The sequence below is a fragment of the Proteus vulgaris genome, from assembly GCF_016239305.1.
GTDB lineage: Bacteria > Pseudomonadota > Gammaproteobacteria > Enterobacterales > Enterobacteriaceae > Proteus > Proteus vulgaris_C.
This window is the reverse complement of record NZ_JAEHOQ010000022.1, coordinates 1-18370: the sequence shown is the minus strand read 5'-3', so window position 1 is coordinate 18370 and position 18370 is coordinate 1. Positions and strand designations below refer to the sequence as shown.

Below are 18370 nucleotides of genomic sequence, written 5' to 3'. Positions count from 1 at the left end.
ATTAAGAATATCTTGATAATTCCTTTAAATTGAGAACCCACTAAAAAAGTGGGTTCTTTTTTTCGTCAATTAATCAAAACAACAATATTTATTGTGCTAAAAATAAGATAAAAAAAAGCCCCTGAATTTTCTGTCCAGAGGCCTGAATCTTGCTTAGTAAAATAATTAGTCTTTTAGCTCGGGAAGATTTTTAATTTCACCCATCGCTTTTAACTGTTTAGAAAGCTCACGTCGTTCTTTAGACAGATCTGCATTTTTAATAATGTAATCATCAACACGATCGTCATAGTCGCTACGCATATTCGCAATAATACCCAGAACATCCTCGATAGACATACCAGGTTTAATATATTCACTTAAGTTGTCTAATAAAAGAACACGCTTTTGGTTATCACGGATCTTTTTCTCATTGTCAGTGATCTCACGACGGATTTTGTTTTTACGACGATACATACGCACAAACTCCAGTACGTTTTGGAAAGACGGCTTGTTTGCGTTATCCATTTCCTACACCTTTACAATTGATATTTAAGATAAATAGTTCTGTTTAAGATTATCGCTTAATCGTGTCAATAAACAAGCAAAGTTTACAAATTTAATTGATTTCACTTAATTAACAAATAATTAGGATTATTTGTATTAATAAATATAGCCAACATTTTCTAATGAGTAAATATTGGCTTACTTATTATTAAAAAATAGCTACACATTTTCATGGGTAGCCAAAATCGACACGACAAAGGATAAATTAGAGCACGATTAAACAGGCTGAGCTTTATTTTGATCCCCATGTTGCAAGTTATCAAATGGCAATAACGCTTTCGAATCTGAGCGTAAAAATACAGCTGAAAGAAGTGTTGTGCCTATTACAATACAACCCATCACCATATAAGTTGGTGCAAATCCATAATGATCATATCCATAACCTGCTAATGGTGAGAGTAATGTTGCAACAATAGAACTCACACATTGGAAACCCACTAAATAGAGTGTTGATGATAAACGTTTATCAAAATGCTGACTGTTATATTTAAAAATTGAAATCAATAAAATCGGTAACTCAACTGCATGTAACAATTTCATGCAAGAGATCAAAATAGGCCCTTCGACTAATCCTGATCCAATAATACGTGTAGCCATAACACTGCTTGCCAGTAATAAACCGTTTTTAGCACCGATTCTATTGACTAAGAACGGAGCGATAAACATACCACCAGCTTCTAAGAACACCTGTAATGAATTTAGATATCCGTACATCTCATTACCTTGCTGTAAAGTAGCAAATTGCGATGAGAAAAAGACTGGAAACTGTTGGTCATAAACACCATATACACAGGTTCCAATCACAAATAAGATAAGAGCCCAAAAACGAGGTAATGAAAGTAAATTAAGTGCATCCTTTACAGTAATGCCCGATGTTTTCCCATGCTCTAATTGATTAAATGCGTCTGATTTTCCTGTTTTTAATAGAGCTAAAAGAATTAAGAACACAACACCAGAAATAGATGCCATCACAAAATTATAATTAGGATCGATATTAATATTGTGCCCAGCAATAAATGTTGCTGATGCCCACCCAAGCGAGCCCCACATTCTCGCCCTACCGTATTCAAAACCACGAATACGACTAACACGCTCTGTATATGACTCTAATACGCCAATACCCGCATTAAATGTCATACCCACATATAAGCCACCTAAAATGGAGCCAATAAAAATATTCCAACGTAGTATTGATGCAAACCCAAGAAAGAATGGGCCAGAAAGAATAAGTAATACTGCTATCACTAATAATAAATTCTTTCTCAGCCCTAATTTATCCTGAATAAAGCCATATAAAGGTTGCGCACATAATGCAATAAGAGAAATTGCAGAGAATATTAATCCGGTATCAGTCGCCTTTAATCCAACATACTGGTTTAGCCAAATAGAAACTAATGAAAATGATGAAGACCAGGTAAAAAAGAAGAAAAATAACAGTGCACTTAAAATCGCATAGTATTTTTTTGAGTCTTTGTTCATTGGTTAAGCGCCTTATAAAGTCATTCCACCCTCAAATGTTAACGTTAACTTTCTAGCTAACAAACAATATTCTTACTGTAATGTGATATTAAGCACATAAGTTAACGTTAACAAACTGAGTTATGTGCGCTAGATCTACATTTATTTTTTATTGCCTTTATTAACATTAAAACGCACAAATAGGTATCATATAATCCTTTTTCTTTGATTTTCTTTGCTAAAATAACGGTATCTCTTCTATAACATCTTCGAAGCCATGCTAACTGATTTAAACCACCTAACACTCGCCGTCAATAATGTGAATAAAAGCTTCGCCTTTTATACTGAAATATTAGGTTTTAAGCCTCTAGCTTTATGGGATAACGGCGCTTATCTACAATTGGGTTCATTATGGTTATGTTTATCTCACGATAAACGCCATATTACGGAAGACAGTGATTACACCCATTATGCTTTCAGTTTATCTGCAAATAATTTTGAAGCCTTTAAACAACACCTTTTATCTCATGGCATTACTGCATGGAAAGAAAATAAAAGTGAAGGCGATTCATTCTATTTTTACGATCCTGACCATCATAAACTTGAAGCCCATGTGGGTGATTTAAAAAGTCGCTTAGAAACTTGTCGTCAACATCCTTATTCTGGGATGCAATTTTTTGACGAAAACGAAAAAATATAAGGACTAATGGCTAAGATAATACTATGGATATACTGGGTTTTATTATTACGTTACTGCCTATAATTATCTCGCCAGGTGCAAGTTTTACAATTGCATTAGATAACACCTTAACCTATGGCATAAAAGGATTATTAATCACGATTATAGGTACTGCGTTAGGTATTGTTACTCATGGTTTTTTGGTTGGATTGGGAATAACCAAACTCGTAGTTTCATCCCCCTCTGCTTTTATGGTGTTAACCATTCTTGGTAACTTATATTTAATTTATCTTGGAATTTCACTGATACGCTCTGGATTAAAAGCCTCTAAAAGCACCATTATTATTCATCAAAAAGCCTCTATCAAAACCGCTTATATTGCTAATGTACTTAATCCTAAAGCAATTATGTTATATCTCGTGGTTGTTTCCAGTTATGCAGGTGCGAAACCAACACTAGGTAATTATCTTGCTTTATCTTCTATTCATATTTTAATGATGAGTCTCTGGCTGATTGCTTGCTGTGGTTTTATTTTATTGTCATCACAAAAGATCAATATTGTTACTATGAAAAAAGTAATCAATATTAGCGGTGGTACGCTTCTACTCACTCTCATTGCAACTCCTTATATTAAACACTACATAAGCGTGCTTTGATCTGACATTTCACGTTTACCGCATTATGGTTTACCATGGTCTTAATTAAACCCAATACAACTCATTGAGTAATGATTTAAAAAATCATCAATAAATTTACGGTAGGAAACCTTGTCTAATTCAGCGAAAACGCCCACATTTTACATCCATGACTACGAGACTTTTGGTACACACCCAGCGCTAGATCGCCCAGCTCAATTTGCTGGAATAAGAACTGATATGGATTTCAACATAATTGAAGATCCTCTCGTTATTTATTGCAAACCTAATGATGATTATTTACCCCACCCCGAAGCGGTAATGATCACGGGAATAACGCCACAAATTGCGGCAAAAAATGGGTTAATTGAAGCTGAGTTTACCCGTCAAATTCATCAAGCCTTTAGTCAGCCTAATAGCTGTATTATGGGTTATAACAACCTTCGATTTGATGATGAAGTAACCCGTAATATCCTTTATCGTAATTTTTATGATCCTTATGCCTATAGTTGGCAGAAAGGAAATTCTCGGTGGGATTTACTCGACGTTTTACGAGCCTATTATGCACTACGTCCAGAAGGTATCGTTTGGCCTGAAAATGAAGATGGTTTTCCAAGCTTTCGTCTAGAGCTATTAACTAAAGCCAATGGTATCTCTCATGAGAATGCACATGATGCTATGTCTGATGTTTACGCCACCATTGCGATGGCAAAAAAATTAAAACAAGCTCAACCGCGTATGTTTGATTATTTCTTTAATTTACGCGATAAACGTAAAGTTCAGGCATTAATTGATATTCCTGCCATGACGCCGATTGTACATGTTTCAGGTATGTTTGGGGCGGCTCGTTCTAATTTAAGTCTTGTGGCACCATTGGCTTGGCATCCTGATAATCGTAATGCGGTTATTGTATGTGATTTATCAGCGGATATATCCCCGCTATTAACCTTAACATCAGACCAATTACGCGAGCGTTTATATACGCCACGCAGTGAATTGTCAGCTGATGAGCCACCTGTTCCAATAAAATTACTGCATATTAATAAATGTCCTATTGTGGCACCGCAAAATACATTAAGACCACAAGATGCAGATAGAATTGGTTTAAATGTTGATACTTGTTTAAAAAACCAAGCGATCTTATTTTCTCATCCTGAGATACGCAATAAAGTCGTGGAAATATTTGCACAACAAACGCCTTTTGTTGTCTCCGATAATGTTGATTCTCAAATTTATAATGGCTTTTTTAGTGATAATGATCGTAGTGCGATGGAGATTATTCGTTCAACGCAGCCTCAAAATTTGCCTGCTTTAGATTTAACATTTGAAGATGCAAGAATGGAACCGCTATTTTTCCGCTATCGCGCAAGAAATTACCCTTCCACTCTCAATTATGATGAGCAACAACGTTGGTTAGCACATAGAAAAGAGATGTTAACGCCAGAAAAACTAACCGAATATATTAATACCATTCAGTTATTAGCTGAAGAACATGCTGATAACGAGGAAAAATTAAAACAGCTACAAGAGCTTTATTTATATGCTCAAGAGATTGCGAGTTAATTGATAAAATAAAAGGCAGGTTTTATCCTGCCTTTGTTTTTAATTTAATAAACGCGATATAAAACTATTATTCTTTATTCTCTACATTAGCATCATTATGAGCACGTCCACATCCGCACTCTTCTCCCCAATATTTTAATTTCGAGGTTTTACCTATACCTGGATTCATACTATTGGTAGGATCGTTATGTTTATAGAACGCTTTTAATTGAGGTTTAGCATAATACATATGACCTACATTATGCTCTGCGGGATACTCTGCCCCACGTTGATCTAATAACGCCAGCATTTCTGCTTTTAATGCCTTCGCATCAACACCTTTTTTAATAATGTAGTCTTGGTGCATAACGTGACACATAAAATGACCACAATAGAGTTTATAAAGTAATTTACTCTCTATTTCGGGTGGTAATTTTTCAAACCAATCTTTGTCATTTCGACGCAATGCAATATCTAATGGTAATACATCTTCAACGTCATTCACATGAACCGCATGATAACGAACAGCTGCACCAGCGGCAGCAAAACGGTGCAAGAATGCTTTATTACCTTCCTCTTCAGTACATTCAAAATAATCACCCGAAGCTTGTTTAAAGTATTCTTTTAAATAAGTTGAGGCTTCTTCTATACCACCATCAGCCATTCGTAGCATTAAGTGGTGCTCATATTTATCACGATATTCTGTCATACGAGCGGGTAAATGAGCAGGCCACAACTTACTCATAAATTGCATTGTTCTATCAGTTAGATTCTTAGGCAATAATGGGACTTTATTAAGAACAGCATCAACACGCCCTTTAATAGCGAATAAAGCAGGCATCTTATCTGTACCTAACTTATCAATAATTAAAAATGTATCTTTGCCATAAACTTCTGCCATTTTGTAGTAACTTCGGTGCATATATTCACCCGCAACGGGTAATACTTTAAATTGACTGAGAATATGGCGACGAATATCTTCTAGCTCGTCAGGATTATTAGTACCAATATAAAAGACTTGAGTACGATGATCAGCAGGGAATGTATCTAATCGCACAGCAAATACAGATAATTTACCCGCGCTACCCGCAGCTTCGTATAAACGGCGTTCATCATTATTAAATCGAGAAGGCGTATTGGCATCTACATCACGCACACGTTCATGATATTCATGATCAGACGCTAATTTTTCTGTCACTTGTACTTGTTTCTCATGGTAATGACGATTATCTAAATTGGTTAAAATCTCTTCTGGGGTTTCGCCTAAATCAATTCCTAAGTGGTTAACTAATTCAGCTTCACCTTTTTCATTAACACGAGCATACAGCGACAATTCTGTATAAGCAGGCCCTCGACGAACTAAAGCTCCGCCGGAGTTATTACAGATCCCACCAATAACTGAAGCACCAATACAAGACGAGCCAATAACAGAATGAGGTTCACGTCCTAATGGCTTTAATACTTTTTCTAAATGCCACAGCGTACTACCAGGAAAGGCAATAACTTGATTATGCTCTGAGAGAACCTGTATTTTATCTTGACGTAATGTACTAATAATCACGATATCTCTATCATAATCATCACCATTAGGTGTTGAACCTTCTGTTAATCCTGTATTCGCTGCTTGCATAATAATGATTTTATCAGCTTCAACACAAGTTTTAAAAACACGCCATTGTTCTAATAAATTGGCAGGAAATACAACTGCTAATGCCTTGCCTTGACCTGAACGAAAGCCTTTGCGATAACGTTCTGTTTTATGTGCTTGTGTTAATACCTGTTTTTTACCAACAATACTTTCAAGTTTACGAATAAAATGTTGATTTACAGAACTATTACTCTCATTCATTTTCCCTATCCTATTCCTGTCTTGTCTGATTAATTTGTATTTTGCTCGTTTTTATTATTACTCATAAGGCTACGTGCAAAATATAAACTTATCATTTATATAACTGCTTTTATACTGCTATGCACATTTCGCTAAAAAATAACATTTTTTATCTTCAGTTATTTTTGTTATTTAAAAATATTTTTGATATTTATTTCTTAAATAGAATATAAATAAGCATCAATTTACTATTTTATTCTATTATTAACTTTTCTCTTGCTAGTCGATCCCATGCTTGGCAACTTCGACTTTTATAACTACTTTTATTATTTGCTAATGCTAATTGATATGACAATGTGGGTTCAAAAACAGGAAGCACTACTAAATCATCAATAGGATTTTTATGACACATACTCCCAGGCAGTAATGTTACACCGACTCCCGCTTTTACCATCGCTATAATTAAATCTAAATGATTACTACGTCCCGCAACAATAGGCTTTGTATTATAAATACCGCAAGCACTATAAACTAAATCATTAATGCGAAAATCTTCAGAGAAAAAAATAAAAGGCTCATTAATCAACTCTTTAAAATATACTTCTTTTTTGATGGCTAAAGGATGTGACGGAGACACTAATAGCATCAGGCTTTCTTCTGAAAAAGGCGTCAATTCAAATATGTCATTATTAAAAGGTAACACCACGGCGGCAGTTTCTACTTTTCCCTCTATCATCGCTTCCGCCATTAGTTTAGTTCCTAATTCAAATATTTTTAGTTCAACCTGAGGGTGCCGAGAACTAAATGCCATAATGATATCAGCAAAATACGTCGAAGCTATTACCGGAGGTAATCCCACATTTAATGTACCTGTTAATGGTCCAGACTTGTCCTGTAGAGCTTTATTCATACTGTTAAATTGTGCGATTATCTTTTTTGCATGTTCAAAAAGTATCGCGCCATCATCAGTTAACCTTACGCCATCGACTTCTCTTACTAATAAAATAACACCTAATTCATTTTCTAATTTCTTAATGCTACGACTAATTGCAGGCTGAGTAATAAATAGAGCATCAGCTGCTCGGCTAAAGCCATTTAATTGAATGACTTCAACAAAATAACGCAATGCACGAATATCCATTAGTAATATTTACCTTATTACATTTAGTTATACCCTCAATAATAATAAACCATTTCATATTGATTTATATCCACGATAAAACATTAAGCATAATGTAAATGAATCACTCTATTTTTACAGATGATTATTCGGATTTTCTGGAGATAATATGAATAAGACTGTCGTTGAGTATATTTTAAACCGATTATATGACTTGGGTATAAGTGATATTTTTGGTGTTGCCGGTGATTACGCCTTTCCTATAGAAGACACGATTTGTAATAGCAACCATATGCGTTGGATTGGTAACTGTAACGAATTAAATGCAGCTTATGCTGCTGATGGTTATGCTCGAATTAAAGGTATGGCAGCATTATCGACAACATTTGGAGTTGGAGAATTAAGTGCGATTAATGCTATTGCTGGCTCTTATGCAGAAAATCTACCTATTTTTCATTTAGTTGGTATGCCTGCAAGTGGTGTACAAAAAAGTAAACGTCTCGTTCATCATACCTTAGGTAATGGTGATTTTGATATTTTCTATCAATTAGCCCAACGTCTTGCTTGTGCTCATGCAATATTAACGCCTGAAAATTGTATCGCTGAAATGGAGCGTTTAATTGCAGCAGCATTAAAAGAACGTCGTCCTGTTTATATTGGTTTACCTTCTGATTATGCTGTGATGCCAGTGATAGAAAACACTTCGGCTACCACACCGAAAAAACCAATAAGTGATAAAGAAACACTAGAAAAAGTGGTATCACTGCTTATTGATAAGCTTACACAAAGCAATAATATCTGCGTATTACCCGGTATTTTATCCACACGTTTGGGGTTATCAGATAATGTCCAAGCTTTTATTGATAAAACAGGTTTACCTTATGCCACTATGTTTATGGATAAAAGCATATTAAGTGAATCTAATACTCAATATGTTGGGATGTATGATGGTCAATTAATGACGCCTGATGTCAGAGAATTTGTCGAAAATAGTGAATACGTATTAGGGATCGGAGCAATGATGACTGACTTTAATACAGGGAGTTTCACTGCCAATATTAAACCAGAACAATTTATCAGCATCATGCCAGAATATATTGAAATTGATTCTGTTATCTACTCTTCTGTTTATATGGAAGATATTCTCTCTGAACTAACAAAACGACTACCTAATAAAACTTATCATCAAATAAAAGCTAAAGGATTAGGGGACGCAATTTTATCTGATAATGCTAAAATTACTGCTCAATATCTCTATCCTCGATTAGAGAAATTCTTTAGACCTAACGATATTATTATTGCTGAAACAGGTACATCATCAATGGGATTAGGCTTTGCTCTATTACCAAAAGGTGCTCAGTTTCATAACCAAACATTATGGGGTTCCATTGGTTGGGCAACACCAGCATCATTTGGTGCCGCACTTGCCGCGCCTGAGAAACGAGTTATTTTAATTACAGGTGAAGGTTCACATCAATTAACCGTACAAGAAATTAGCCAATTTATTCGTTTTGGATTAAAACCGATTATTCTTGTTTTAAATAACGATGGTTATTTAATTGAACGATTATTATGTGATTATCCTGAAGCTTATTATAACGATCTTGCTCAATGGAATTATCATCAATTGCCTAAAGCTTTCGGTGCAAAAGATTGGCATTGTGAGAAAGTTATAACGATAGATGAATTAAACAAAGCACTTAAAGTAGCTGAGTCAACAGAAAGTGCCTCTTACATCGAAATAGTAACAGAGCGATATGAAGCTTCTGAATTAGCGAAAAAATTAAAAGAGTCAAAGAGTTCGTTATATTCATTTTAAAATAAATAGATAAAACGATAAATTAAGCACTCTAATAGAACAAAACGAACAAAATTCTAGTTTGTTTTTATTCATTAAACTAGATTAGATTAAATAATTGGTGTGATATAATTTTAAATATATATCATGCCAATATTTTATTATTACATTGTTCCTAATGTCATATTAAAATAATCATATATTGCTAGTAAAAAAACAACCCAAAACATTTTTGAATAGGTAAATTAAAAACCACTTTAAATATACCTATTAATATAATAATGCCTGTCATAAAAATTAAACATAGATAATATAAATTAGCTCCAAACTTTTTGGAGACTATGGCTTATCTTATGAAAAACATTGTAATTCCTACCTCGTTAAGCTTCTTTTTTTTACTTTTTTCGAGTTCATCATGGTCTGAAACAGATCTTTCCGAAACCAAACAACGTATTATAGACCAACGCAATAATTGGCTGGAAGAGATCAAAAATGGCGTCATCACAACTCCACCTAAAAAAGGGTCAACAACAGCCGAACTAGACAGAATAATAAGCAATAATTATCAAGCTATCACTGGTAAACGTAGAGAACTAGCTGAGGCCGATAAGTCACAGGATCATTCTTATGTTTTGAATACCTATGCTAATATTTTATTTGGCGACAATGCCAAGTCGATCAATTTTAGCGATATTCAAGCTTACCAAGATCTGAACATATTACATAACACAGGTACATATGCTTATGATCCAAACAAAAAAAGAGCACGTTCGATAGATTTTATCTTAAAAGAAATCTTTTTACGCGGTAGACCTTATCAAGTAATTGATAAAGAAGGTAATTACATTAATGATTACAGCAATATAACAGGTTCATCTTACCCAAGTGGGCATACATGGAACGGATATAAGCAAGCCGCAGTTTTATCCATTTTATTCCCTGAAAAGGGTAGTGAAATGTTTGCTCGAGCAATAGAATATGGTGAAAGCCGAGTCATCGTAGGGGCTCACTTTGCAACAGATACTATTGCATCGAGAATAGGAAATTATTACCTGTTATCACAGATGCTTGCAGATGATGACATAACTCGAACTTTTGTTAAACTTGCCAAAGAAGTCCGCCAAAATGTCGCTAATCAGTGTAAAAATCAAAGTTGTTTAACTACATCGAAAAGAATAACTAACGATGAAGCAGGTTATTATGGAACAAAAGATCCTGAAATCTCATCGCTAATTTCTCCCAACAAAATACCCGGTTCAGCCAGCAATTTGCTACGTTTACGTTTTGCATATTTAACCAAAGAACAAAGGCAATCTATTTTAGCGAGCACAGCCTATCCGAGTAATTCTTTGGCTGGCTGGGCTTCAAATAAAAATGATCCAAACTCTAACTGGGGATTAATTAATCTTCCTAAAGCCTATAATGGACCTTCATACTTCTATAATCATTTTCTTGTTAATCAAACAACTAATGAATTCGACTTCGCTGAGTTTGGTAAACTTGATGAATGGAAAAATGATATTAGTGGGCCAGGTAAATTAATCAAACAAGGCGATGGTACATTGATCTTATCAGGCAATAACCATTTTGCAGGCGTCGAGGTTAATCAAGGAAATTTACTACTTATAGGCGAAAATAACTATTCAAAAAATTCTTCCATCAATGGTGGTACATTGCTACTTGAAGGAAAATTAAATTCTTTACTGGATGTTAACAAAGGAACGTTGCTATTAAATGATGGGAGCATAAATTCTCAAGTCAATATCAATGACAAGGGTGTACTTGCTGGTAAAGGAAAAATTAATAAGCTAGAGGTTAATTCAGGAGGCATCGTATCACCAGGCCATTCAATTGGTACGATTAGTATAGATGATACTGTGATTTTTAATTCTGGTAGTCACTATCTGGTTGAAATAAATTTACAAGGTGATAGCGATAAAATAACGAGCCTCGGCACCGCGGTACTTAACGGAGGAACGGTTAATGTAACTCTTGAAAATAATCAAAATCTCCTCACAAAAGCCAATATTCAGAGTTTATATAACACAAAATATACTATTTTAATGGCAGATAAAGGCATTAATGGTAAATTTGCTTATGTTAAACCAAACTATCTATTTGTAGGAACAACACTATCTTACGATCAGAATTCAGTAATATTAAATGTCGGAAGAAATAATACTGCTTTTTCAAGCTTAGCAAAAACAAAAAACCAAACATCAATCGCCAATGCCATAGATGCATTGCCTTCAGGGCATTCTATCTATGAAAGCGTTGTAGGAATGGACCTAAAGGATGATGTCCGCTATGCCTTTAATGAATTAACTGGCCAAATTCATGCCGATGTTTTATCTAATCAACTTAACAATAGCCGACAAATAAAAGAGACACTCCTCTCTCAGGTCAAAAACGCAGAAATACTTAATGGTGAAAAAGAAAGTACAGACAACAAAGGCAATCTCTGGGCTAAAATTCTTTATAATTGGGAAGATAGCTCAAGTGATGGTAATGCGAATAGCTATGATGCTTCTACCTATGGCGTACTATTAGGTGCGGACCAGCGTTTTAACAATGATAAAACGCTACTTGGTATAGCAACGGGGTTCACCAAAACCTCTCTTTCAGGTTATAACAGTCACGCAAATAGCGAAAATTACCACTTATCACTCTATGGTGGTTATGATTTTAACCGTATCACGCTACGTGCAGGTGCATCGAATACGTTTCATCGTGTCCATACGTCAAAAACGGTCAACTATGGCGTGCAATCAGATAAAAATAAGGCTAATTATAATGGGAATACCAGCCAGATATTTATCGAAGCAGCTTATCCAATAACTCTCTCGAACGCACAATTAGAGCCTTTTGTTAATTTAGAATACGCCAAAACAAAAAGTGCTACCATTAACGAACAAGGAGGCCGTGCATCCTTACAAGCCCATTCACAAAGCTTAGATTCAACCACATCTACTACAGGATTGCGTTTAAATAACAAGTGGAAACTTAACAGTAAATCTAATATTTCGATGTATGGTGAACTAGGTTGGTTACACCAATATAACGATGTGGATCGAGGTATCAATTTACGTTTCACCGATACCCAACCGACATTTACAGCTAATAGCATTGATACGGCACGGGATGCTCTTGTGGTTAAAGCAGGAACAACTATCCAAATCAATGAAATATCAAAATTATCAATTGGATATAGTGGATTAACAGCAAAAAATCAACAAGATAATAGTATTGATATAAAAGTATCTATCTCTTTCTGATTAAGATTTTTAACACTCTTCTTATGATAAAGCGAAATATTCAAAGCGGATAGTTTATAGGAATGAGGCTGTTATTGATGAATTCTCAACTCTAACCAGAATTTATCCGCAATGATAAGTTGTTACATACCTGAGAATTTGGAATTTTCCTCTCATTCATCAAGCCGGATAGTGGATTATCCGTCATGCGGAGAGCGAATAAAGTAATTTAGGCAAAAGATTAAGTTTCGTCGGCATAGTCACTATTTAATACCACTATGCCATTATTTTTTATATTTGACAGAAAGATATTTCGAATTAGCAACCATTTTGATTGGTGAATATAGCCATGTTTTTACAGATTCATCACACCGAATGCTTATATTTAAATATAACCTGTCGATTATAACTAAGATATTAAAATAGAAGTGTTAATAATGTTTAATAAAAAATCATCAAATTATCTTTCTCTCACTTCCATTAGTTGGATAATAAAGATACTAATACCAAGAATAACTCCACCACCCACACTCATTTTTAATAGTCTCTCTACTTCATAATCTTAAAATAATATTGAAACAGGGGTATTAAAATAAAAGTAATCAACAATAAATAGGAAAAAATCAAAAACAATCCCCATTAAAAATAAGCCTAACATACCTATCGTGGAATATAAAATAATAGCAAAAATAAAAAGTGATTTTTTTATTTTTCTCATTTCTCTTCTCTTTTATCTATTAACTATTGTAATTTAGATACCCAAAATTCCGCTGAAAAGCTACCACTCACATTACTTACTCCCAGAAGGAATTTTACTTTCGGGTACTTCCTGCATAATATAAGAGTTTCCCTTAACTTCCGACTCTGAATATTGTCTCAATACATTATTAAATCCAGGATTATTGCCTTTTGTTATTACTTTACCTATCCAATTAGTTACCGATTTTACTATAAAATTACCTAATCCATACCCCATTAATGCCCCACTTTCTGTCGTGATTGCTCTCATTGCTGGAAGAGGTAATTTTGAATATCACGCTCTGTAACATTATCGTTAGTTTCTGAAAGGGCTTGATAGAGATTGTCGTCATTTAGATTAGAAAAAACTAGCACCAGAGAATTAATGCATAATTGCGAGTCCGACACTGATTACTAGAAGTAATTAACTGAATTAGTTAGGGTTTACAGTGGGTAGCAACGTCACCCTCACTCGCCAAACCAGACAATTGATTATCCGGCTGGCAAAGAAGTGAGGGGGTAAGGGAGATCCCTGTAAATGCAGGGATCTATTATCAATAAAAATTATCGTCTAACTGACCTTCAGATTTTAATATCTCTAAAAATCTTTTATAGGCGGTTTCATCTAATTCAAGCAAGTCATCCAATAATGATTCTTCGATTAAAGCCCAATGGTATACGCCAGAACCCGCACCATCATTTTGGAAGTAAATTAATGTACCAATAAGTTTCGATTCTATTAGATCAACTTCTGATAAATCATAAACAGACAATCCACCATAACCTTTAGGCAAACCAAGACATAATGATTTATTGTTTATCCAATAAATAGCAAACACATCAATCAGTTCACCGCTCGATTCTTGTATTCTCATTTAACATTATCCTTTATTGTATCTACAACTTGTTTCGGATCTTGTTGAACCCTCTGAGGTATAGTAATTTTCATATCGTAAGCTTTACCAGTCGTTGAGTTATACTGGTAATGCATTGTTATAGTTTGACCATATGGGAGTCTATGTTTCGCTTCCATTTTTTGAAATCCAGCTGATGTAGGAAAACAAGGATCATTATTAAGCCCTGGTAACTCTTTACCTTGTAGTGGCTTAGATTGAACTGATTTCCAAAATGTTTGCTCATTCAGATCTCGGGGAATAGCAGTTTGCAGACCAGGCTTCGCAGTTGATATTTTTCTGCATTTATAATCAGCTGTTTATTATAAACTGAGTTAACTTCTTTCTGACCAAGATTTTTAGTATTGTTTGAATTCTCACCAATTCTATTTAACGCATTTTTTTCTGATCCTAACTTGGTGCTATTGATTCGTTTATCTGTTGTTCCACGATTACCTTTACCACTTCCACCATTAATCATTCCGGGAAGTGCCATCGCTATCAAACCGGCTGCTTCTGGTTCAAGCCCCATTGCCTCAAATCGTTTAGCCCACTGATGTTCGACTGTGATCCCTGTCGCATCCATACTTAACATATACACTGCAGGCAGATAATCACGGAAATCATCAGGCAACGATTGGTCTGCTGCTAGATGTTTTATTGCTGTATCGAAAGCATTTCATTGTTCAACTAAATACCCATACTGCTGTTTACACTGCTCTGGCGAGGTTGAACAAATCTGCTTTATTTCTTCCTGTTGCTTTACATTGGTATACCATATCACGAATAATTTTCTGACATTCTTCACCAACACAATTTCTTGCCTGATGGGCAAAATTTTCTAATTGATTCGTACTCAAAAAGTTATTCTCAACCACCACTCTCCCTGCTTGGGCTACATTGGCAACTCCGGCACTATTATCGCTGATTAAACCGCCGACAATTCCGGAAGTTAAGGAAAGTGGACAAAGTAGTTGTCCCTGTTATATCGGTTTTTCCATAATATCCTTCAGTTTTAATTTCAGGAGTTAAGGATTGATATACTCTTTGGGGCTTAATAGTTATATCTATCAATCCCCCCTGTAATTTAAGAATTAATTTTATTAGCTATTTTGTAAAATCACACTAGTGCCTTTTATATTCTAAATAGTTAACTAAACAAATTACGGCTCCTAAAAATAATCCCATTACTCCTCCTATTTTTAATGTATCAATAAAATCATTTAATTCCCAAATAAACGAGTTTTTTTCAAAATATAATATTAGTTTAACTAGAAGTTTAATTAATATTATTGTCAAAAAAACAGTTACACACATACTCAAAGACCAAAATAAAAAGTATATAAATATTTTCATTTCCCATCCTTTAATTTTAACTCTTCTGTAATTATTTTATTTGCTGATTCAGAACCAATCGCTCCAATTGTATTTCCAACAATACTTGGTACTACTGATACACTCGGCGGAGCTGTCATTAGGTGATTTTGAATATCACGCTCAGTAACGTTATCGTTGGTTTCTGAAAGGGCTTGATAGAGATTGTCGTAAGCCGTATCAGAAAGATTATCGAGTTTTGAATCGGCTTTCGCTTGGTGAGTGCCACGAATAGTATCAACCGTGGTTGCTAAGTCGATAACCTGCGCCCCAATTTCGCCTACTAATTCAAATATCTCGTCAGCTTAAAGCGAATATAGATATTGAAATTAGCCCCCAAGTTTGAAATGGGTGCTCATACCTTACTAGCCAAGTTGAATAGTTGATTATTCGATTGGCTGAATGAAAGTAAAGTCACAAGATGGATCCCAACTGAACCTTGGGATCCACGATAGCGTTCAACTTAACTACTTTTTTCTGGTTTTATATATAAATATCTTTCATCTAATTCAAGGTTGAGTTCATTCACTATCTCTATGACTTGGTTATACTCATCTTTTGTTATTTCTACACCATAATCTGCTATATGATCACATAATGTTTCAAATGCTAAAATATTTTCTGAATGATTTATGTACTCTAAATCAAAGTCAGCTAATGATGCATCTAAACGTCCTTTTAATTTGTTGCCAAAAGATTGTATTTTCTGATTAACACCCATACTTGTTACCTAATCATTTTATTGGTTTCAGAGAACCTGGTTGCGATGTTTTATCAGGAAAAGCAGTAACTACTTTACCATTTGCTGGCTCGTAAATTACCCTCATACGTACTCCATCACGAGTTTCCCATGCCACCCATCTAGCTGGTCTTCCCGCTTTTGTATATAAACCGCCGGTTCCTGATTGTGCATACCACTGAGTCGTTGGTGATGTCGCTATATCACTAATTTCATGTATTACTTTTTCTGCTGGCCAATTAGATGGAAAAGTTGTTTTCTCTGGATTACCAGGGAACAAGACAACCCATCCTCATAAGAAGAGAACCAATCTAGGTCATTAGATTCTAAAAACTCTTCATCCATAAATATCATTATTTAGCACCAAATATATTTTTACAATTATCACCGCGGGTAACAACTTCACCAGTTCTAGGACGAACCGCTGGTGTAAGTTGTATATCCTTAACTTTTAAATTAGGATTTGACAACATAAGTTCATTAATAGCTCTAAATTCTGCACAGTTGATTGTCCAGTTGGCTGAAGAGTAATTAAAAATACTTCAACATTAGGTATAGCGTTCTTGAAGCCTTTTCATAGAACGCTCTATCATATCTTCATTTTCTGGATACTCATTTAAATAGCCATTCGTTATTAGTCGCATTAACTCAACAAATTTCTGAGGAGAGAGAGTAGAACTTTCGTAATCTCCAAACATAAAACTGACCTCATCAAATTCATCGGGTATATCCCAATCTTGGTCTAATGCGTAACCATTACCTTCTGATGGAGAAAAACCATGTCCTTCACTAGCCATCCTTAAAAACGCAGGATACATCATTTTATTATTTTTTAGCGTTTCAAAAATAATATCATATAAGTCCCTGCCATCATTTTTATACAGATTTTTTTTTATATTTATTAACCAATCTAATTTGTCAATATTCATTTTTACCTCTTGGGGGCATTGTTATAAATGCGTTGTTAATTTCTCCAGTTTTTGCATCTCGAGTCACCAGAAACCAGTAACCATCAATCTGAGCTGAATATTGTCTATAATCTGGATTATCTTTGAAAAAATTTTCCGCTTTTTACGAAGCTTTATAGGACATATCGTTAATTTTTGAGTCAGTCAATATAGCAGGATCATATGTTGTTTTTGTTTGCTCTGCTTTAAATCCTATTTGCTGCCCTCTGCCATTAAATGCTGGAATTTGATATTTATATTCAATTAAGCCAGGATATTTTTTATCAGTTATAGTGAGATTTACTTTAGCTCCTATCATTTCAACAGATTCTAAAAATGAATCTTGTTTATGTGCACCTGAAATAGTTCCTTGTTTATGATTCAATACGCCTAGCTGAGTATTATGTTCTGTAATTTTGTTTATTAAATCTCTAGAATTTGTTCATCAATATAAGCAACCTGTTCCGGTGAAAGGTTCCTCATGGCTTTTATATCACCATTTCTGGCAGCAGCTCCAGCATCCATGGCTTCTTGAGTTTGCGCTGATGTTAAACCAAAATTTACCCCTAATTGCATAGGACCATTTCGACAGGTCACATTTTTTATGCACCATTCGTAACCCTTTTCTAGGCCTTTAATGATTGGCTTAGTAGCACCTATCGCATTATTCTCAACCACCACTTTCCCTGCTTGGGCAGCATTGGCAACACCTGCACTATTATCGCTGATTAAACCGCCGACAATCCCTGAAGTTAACGTTGCCCATGCACTTATATTCTGCTTTTCAGTCTCGGTGAGTTCTTTGGGGGTTTTGCCATAAAA

The 18370-nt window shown here is 34.8% G+C and carries 18 protein-coding genes and 1 pseudogene; 5 read left to right on the top strand and 14 right to left on the bottom strand.

Translation table 11 applies throughout. The annotated features are described in order from the left end of the window. Positions 1–165: 165 nt before the first annotated feature. Together tmaR and JEP40_RS14965 are read right to left on the bottom strand one after the other, a co-directional pair. On the bottom strand, positions 166–504 hold the full coding sequence (gene tmaR, locus JEP40_RS14970; RefSeq protein WP_023582581.1) for a PTS system regulator TmaR: 339 nt from the start codon (positions 502–504) through the stop codon (positions 166–168). A 255-nt stretch (positions 505–759) separates the two neighbouring features. Beyond that, positions 760–2022 (bottom strand): MFS transporter, encoded by a 1263-nt coding sequence (locus JEP40_RS14965; protein ID WP_198624179.1) that lies wholly within the window; start codon positions 2020–2022, stop codon positions 760–762. A 256-nt stretch (positions 2023–2278) separates the two neighbouring features. Here JEP40_RS14965 and JEP40_RS14960 point away from each other — a divergent pair, with 256 nt between their 5' ends. The 3 genes from JEP40_RS14960 to sbcB all read left to right on the top strand — a co-directional run bounded on the left by JEP40_RS14960 (position 2279) and on the right by sbcB (position 4878). Next, the gene (locus tag JEP40_RS14960) at positions 2279–2701 is read left to right on the top strand and encodes a VOC family protein (protein ID WP_198624178.1); all 423 of its coding nucleotides are present in this window, start codon (positions 2279–2281) and stop codon (positions 2699–2701) included. 23 nt (positions 2702–2724) lie between these two features. After that, positions 2725–3336 (top strand): LysE family translocator, encoded by a 612-nt coding sequence (locus JEP40_RS14955; RefSeq protein WP_198624177.1) that lies wholly within the window; start codon positions 2725–2727, stop codon positions 3334–3336. A 111-nt stretch (positions 3337–3447) separates the two neighbouring features. After that, positions 3448–4878: an exodeoxyribonuclease I gene (gene sbcB, locus JEP40_RS14950; protein WP_198624176.1), complete on the top strand. Its 1431-nt coding sequence runs from the start codon at positions 3448–3450 to the stop codon at positions 4876–4878. Between the two features lie 67 nt (positions 4879–4945). Here sbcB and dld read toward each other — a convergent pair whose 3' ends face one another. Both dld and JEP40_RS14940 read right to left on the bottom strand, forming a co-directional pair. Then, on the bottom strand, positions 4946–6706 hold the full coding sequence (gene dld, locus JEP40_RS14945) for a D-lactate dehydrogenase (protein WP_198624175.1): 1761 nt from the start codon (positions 6704–6706) through the stop codon (positions 4946–4948). A 232-nt stretch (positions 6707–6938) separates the two neighbouring features. Beyond that, complete coding sequence (locus JEP40_RS14940; protein WP_198624174.1) at positions 6939–7826, bottom strand: LysR family transcriptional regulator; 888 nt, start codon at positions 7824–7826, stop codon at positions 6939–6941. A gap of 148 nt (positions 7827–7974) precedes the next feature. Between JEP40_RS14940 and JEP40_RS14935 the strand changes: the two genes are divergently transcribed. Both JEP40_RS14935 and JEP40_RS14930 read left to right on the top strand, forming a co-directional pair. After that, positions 7975–9624 (top strand): alpha-keto acid decarboxylase family protein, encoded by a 1650-nt coding sequence (locus JEP40_RS14935; protein ID WP_198624173.1) that lies wholly within the window; start codon positions 7975–7977, stop codon positions 9622–9624. 320 nt (positions 9625–9944) lie between these two features. Next, positions 9945–12878: an autotransporter domain-containing protein gene (locus JEP40_RS14930; RefSeq protein WP_198624172.1), complete on the top strand. Its 2934-nt coding sequence runs from the start codon at positions 9945–9947 to the stop codon at positions 12876–12878. Between the two features lie 769 nt (positions 12879–13647). On the opposite strand, the gene JEP40_RS14925 is transcribed toward JEP40_RS14930, so the two are convergent. The 10 genes and pseudogenes from JEP40_RS14925 to JEP40_RS14885 form a co-directional block, all read right to left on the bottom strand. Continuing rightward, positions 13648–13833: a hypothetical protein gene (locus JEP40_RS14925; RefSeq protein WP_198624171.1), complete on the bottom strand. Its 186-nt coding sequence runs from the start codon at positions 13831–13833 to the stop codon at positions 13648–13650. Between the two features lie 316 nt (positions 13834–14149). Further along, the gene (locus JEP40_RS14920; protein WP_193014347.1) at positions 14150–14470 is read right to left on the bottom strand and encodes a hypothetical protein; all 321 of its coding nucleotides are present in this window, start codon (positions 14468–14470) and stop codon (positions 14150–14152) included. Positions 14471–14735: 265 nt separating this feature from the next. Next, positions 14736–15089 (bottom strand): hypothetical protein, encoded by a 354-nt coding sequence (locus tag JEP40_RS14915; RefSeq protein WP_198624170.1) that lies wholly within the window; start codon positions 15087–15089, stop codon positions 14736–14738. Between the two features lie 109 nt (positions 15090–15198). After that, the gene (locus tag JEP40_RS19135; RefSeq protein ID WP_232799314.1) at positions 15199–15348 is read right to left on the bottom strand and encodes a hypothetical protein; all 150 of its coding nucleotides are present in this window, start codon (positions 15346–15348) and stop codon (positions 15199–15201) included. Positions 15349–15354: 6 nt separating this feature from the next. Then, positions 15355–15432: pseudogene (locus JEP40_RS19205) on the bottom strand (hypothetical protein); the annotation flags it as partial. Positions 15433–16325: 893 nt separating this feature from the next. Next, positions 16326–16583 carry a MafI family immunity protein gene (locus JEP40_RS14905; RefSeq protein WP_198624169.1) on the bottom strand — a complete coding sequence of 86 codons (258 nt, stop codon included), beginning with the start codon at positions 16581–16583 and terminating at the stop codon, positions 16326–16328. Between the two features lie 13 nt (positions 16584–16596). Beyond that, positions 16597–16881: an EndoU domain-containing protein gene (locus JEP40_RS14900; protein ID WP_198624168.1), complete on the bottom strand. Its 285-nt coding sequence runs from the start codon at positions 16879–16881 to the stop codon at positions 16597–16599. A gap of 268 nt (positions 16882–17149) precedes the next feature. Then, positions 17150–17530 carry a hypothetical protein gene (locus JEP40_RS14895; protein WP_198624167.1) on the bottom strand — a complete coding sequence of 127 codons (381 nt, stop codon included), beginning with the start codon at positions 17528–17530 and terminating at the stop codon, positions 17150–17152. A 142-nt stretch (positions 17531–17672) separates the two neighbouring features. After that, the gene (locus JEP40_RS14890) at positions 17673–17933 is read right to left on the bottom strand and encodes a hypothetical protein (protein WP_198624166.1); all 261 of its coding nucleotides are present in this window, start codon (positions 17931–17933) and stop codon (positions 17673–17675) included. A gap of 38 nt (positions 17934–17971) precedes the next feature. Then, on the bottom strand, positions 17972–18370 hold a 399-nt coding region (locus JEP40_RS14885), incomplete at its 5' end, for a VENN motif pre-toxin domain-containing protein (protein ID WP_198624165.1).

What these genes read in the sequence shown, in the direction of transcription:
- tmaR (WP_023582581.1), bottom strand. Translation starts at nt 504, where the DNA reads ATGGATAACGCAAACAAGCCGTCTTTCCAAAACGTACTGGAGTTTGTG.
- JEP40_RS14965 (WP_198624179.1), bottom strand. Translation starts at nt 2,022, where the DNA reads ATGAACAAAGACTCAAAAAAATACTATGCGATTTTAAGTGCACTGTTA.
- JEP40_RS14960 (WP_198624178.1), top strand. Translation starts at nt 2,279, where the DNA reads ATGCTAACTGATTTAAACCACCTAACACTCGCCGTCAATAATGTGAAT.
- JEP40_RS14955 (WP_198624177.1), top strand. Translation starts at nt 2,725, where the DNA reads ATGGATATACTGGGTTTTATTATTACGTTACTGCCTATAATTATCTCG.
- dld (WP_198624175.1), bottom strand. Translation starts at nt 6,706, where the DNA reads ATGAATGAGAGTAATAGTTCTGTAAATCAACATTTTATTCGTAAACTT.
- JEP40_RS14940 (WP_198624174.1), bottom strand. Translation starts at nt 7,826, where the DNA reads ATGGATATTCGTGCATTGCGTTATTTTGTTGAAGTCATTCAATTAAAT.
- JEP40_RS14935 (WP_198624173.1), top strand. Translation starts at nt 7,975, where the DNA reads ATGAATAAGACTGTCGTTGAGTATATTTTAAACCGATTATATGACTTG.
- JEP40_RS14930 (WP_198624172.1), top strand. Translation starts at nt 9,945, where the DNA reads ATGGCTTATCTTATGAAAAACATTGTAATTCCTACCTCGTTAAGCTTC.
- JEP40_RS14925 (WP_198624171.1), bottom strand. Translation starts at nt 13,833, where the DNA reads ATGGGGTATGGATTAGGTAATTTTATAGTAAAATCGGTAACTAATTGG.
- JEP40_RS14920 (WP_193014347.1), bottom strand. Translation starts at nt 14,470, where the DNA reads ATGAGAATACAAGAATCGAGCGGTGAACTGATTGATGTGTTTGCTATT.
- JEP40_RS14905 (WP_198624169.1), bottom strand. Translation starts at nt 16,583, where the DNA reads ATGGGTGTTAATCAGAAAATACAATCTTTTGGCAACAAATTAAAAGGA.
- JEP40_RS14895 (WP_198624167.1), bottom strand. Translation starts at nt 17,530, where the DNA reads ATGAATATTGACAAATTAGATTGGTTAATAAATATAAAAAAAAATCTG.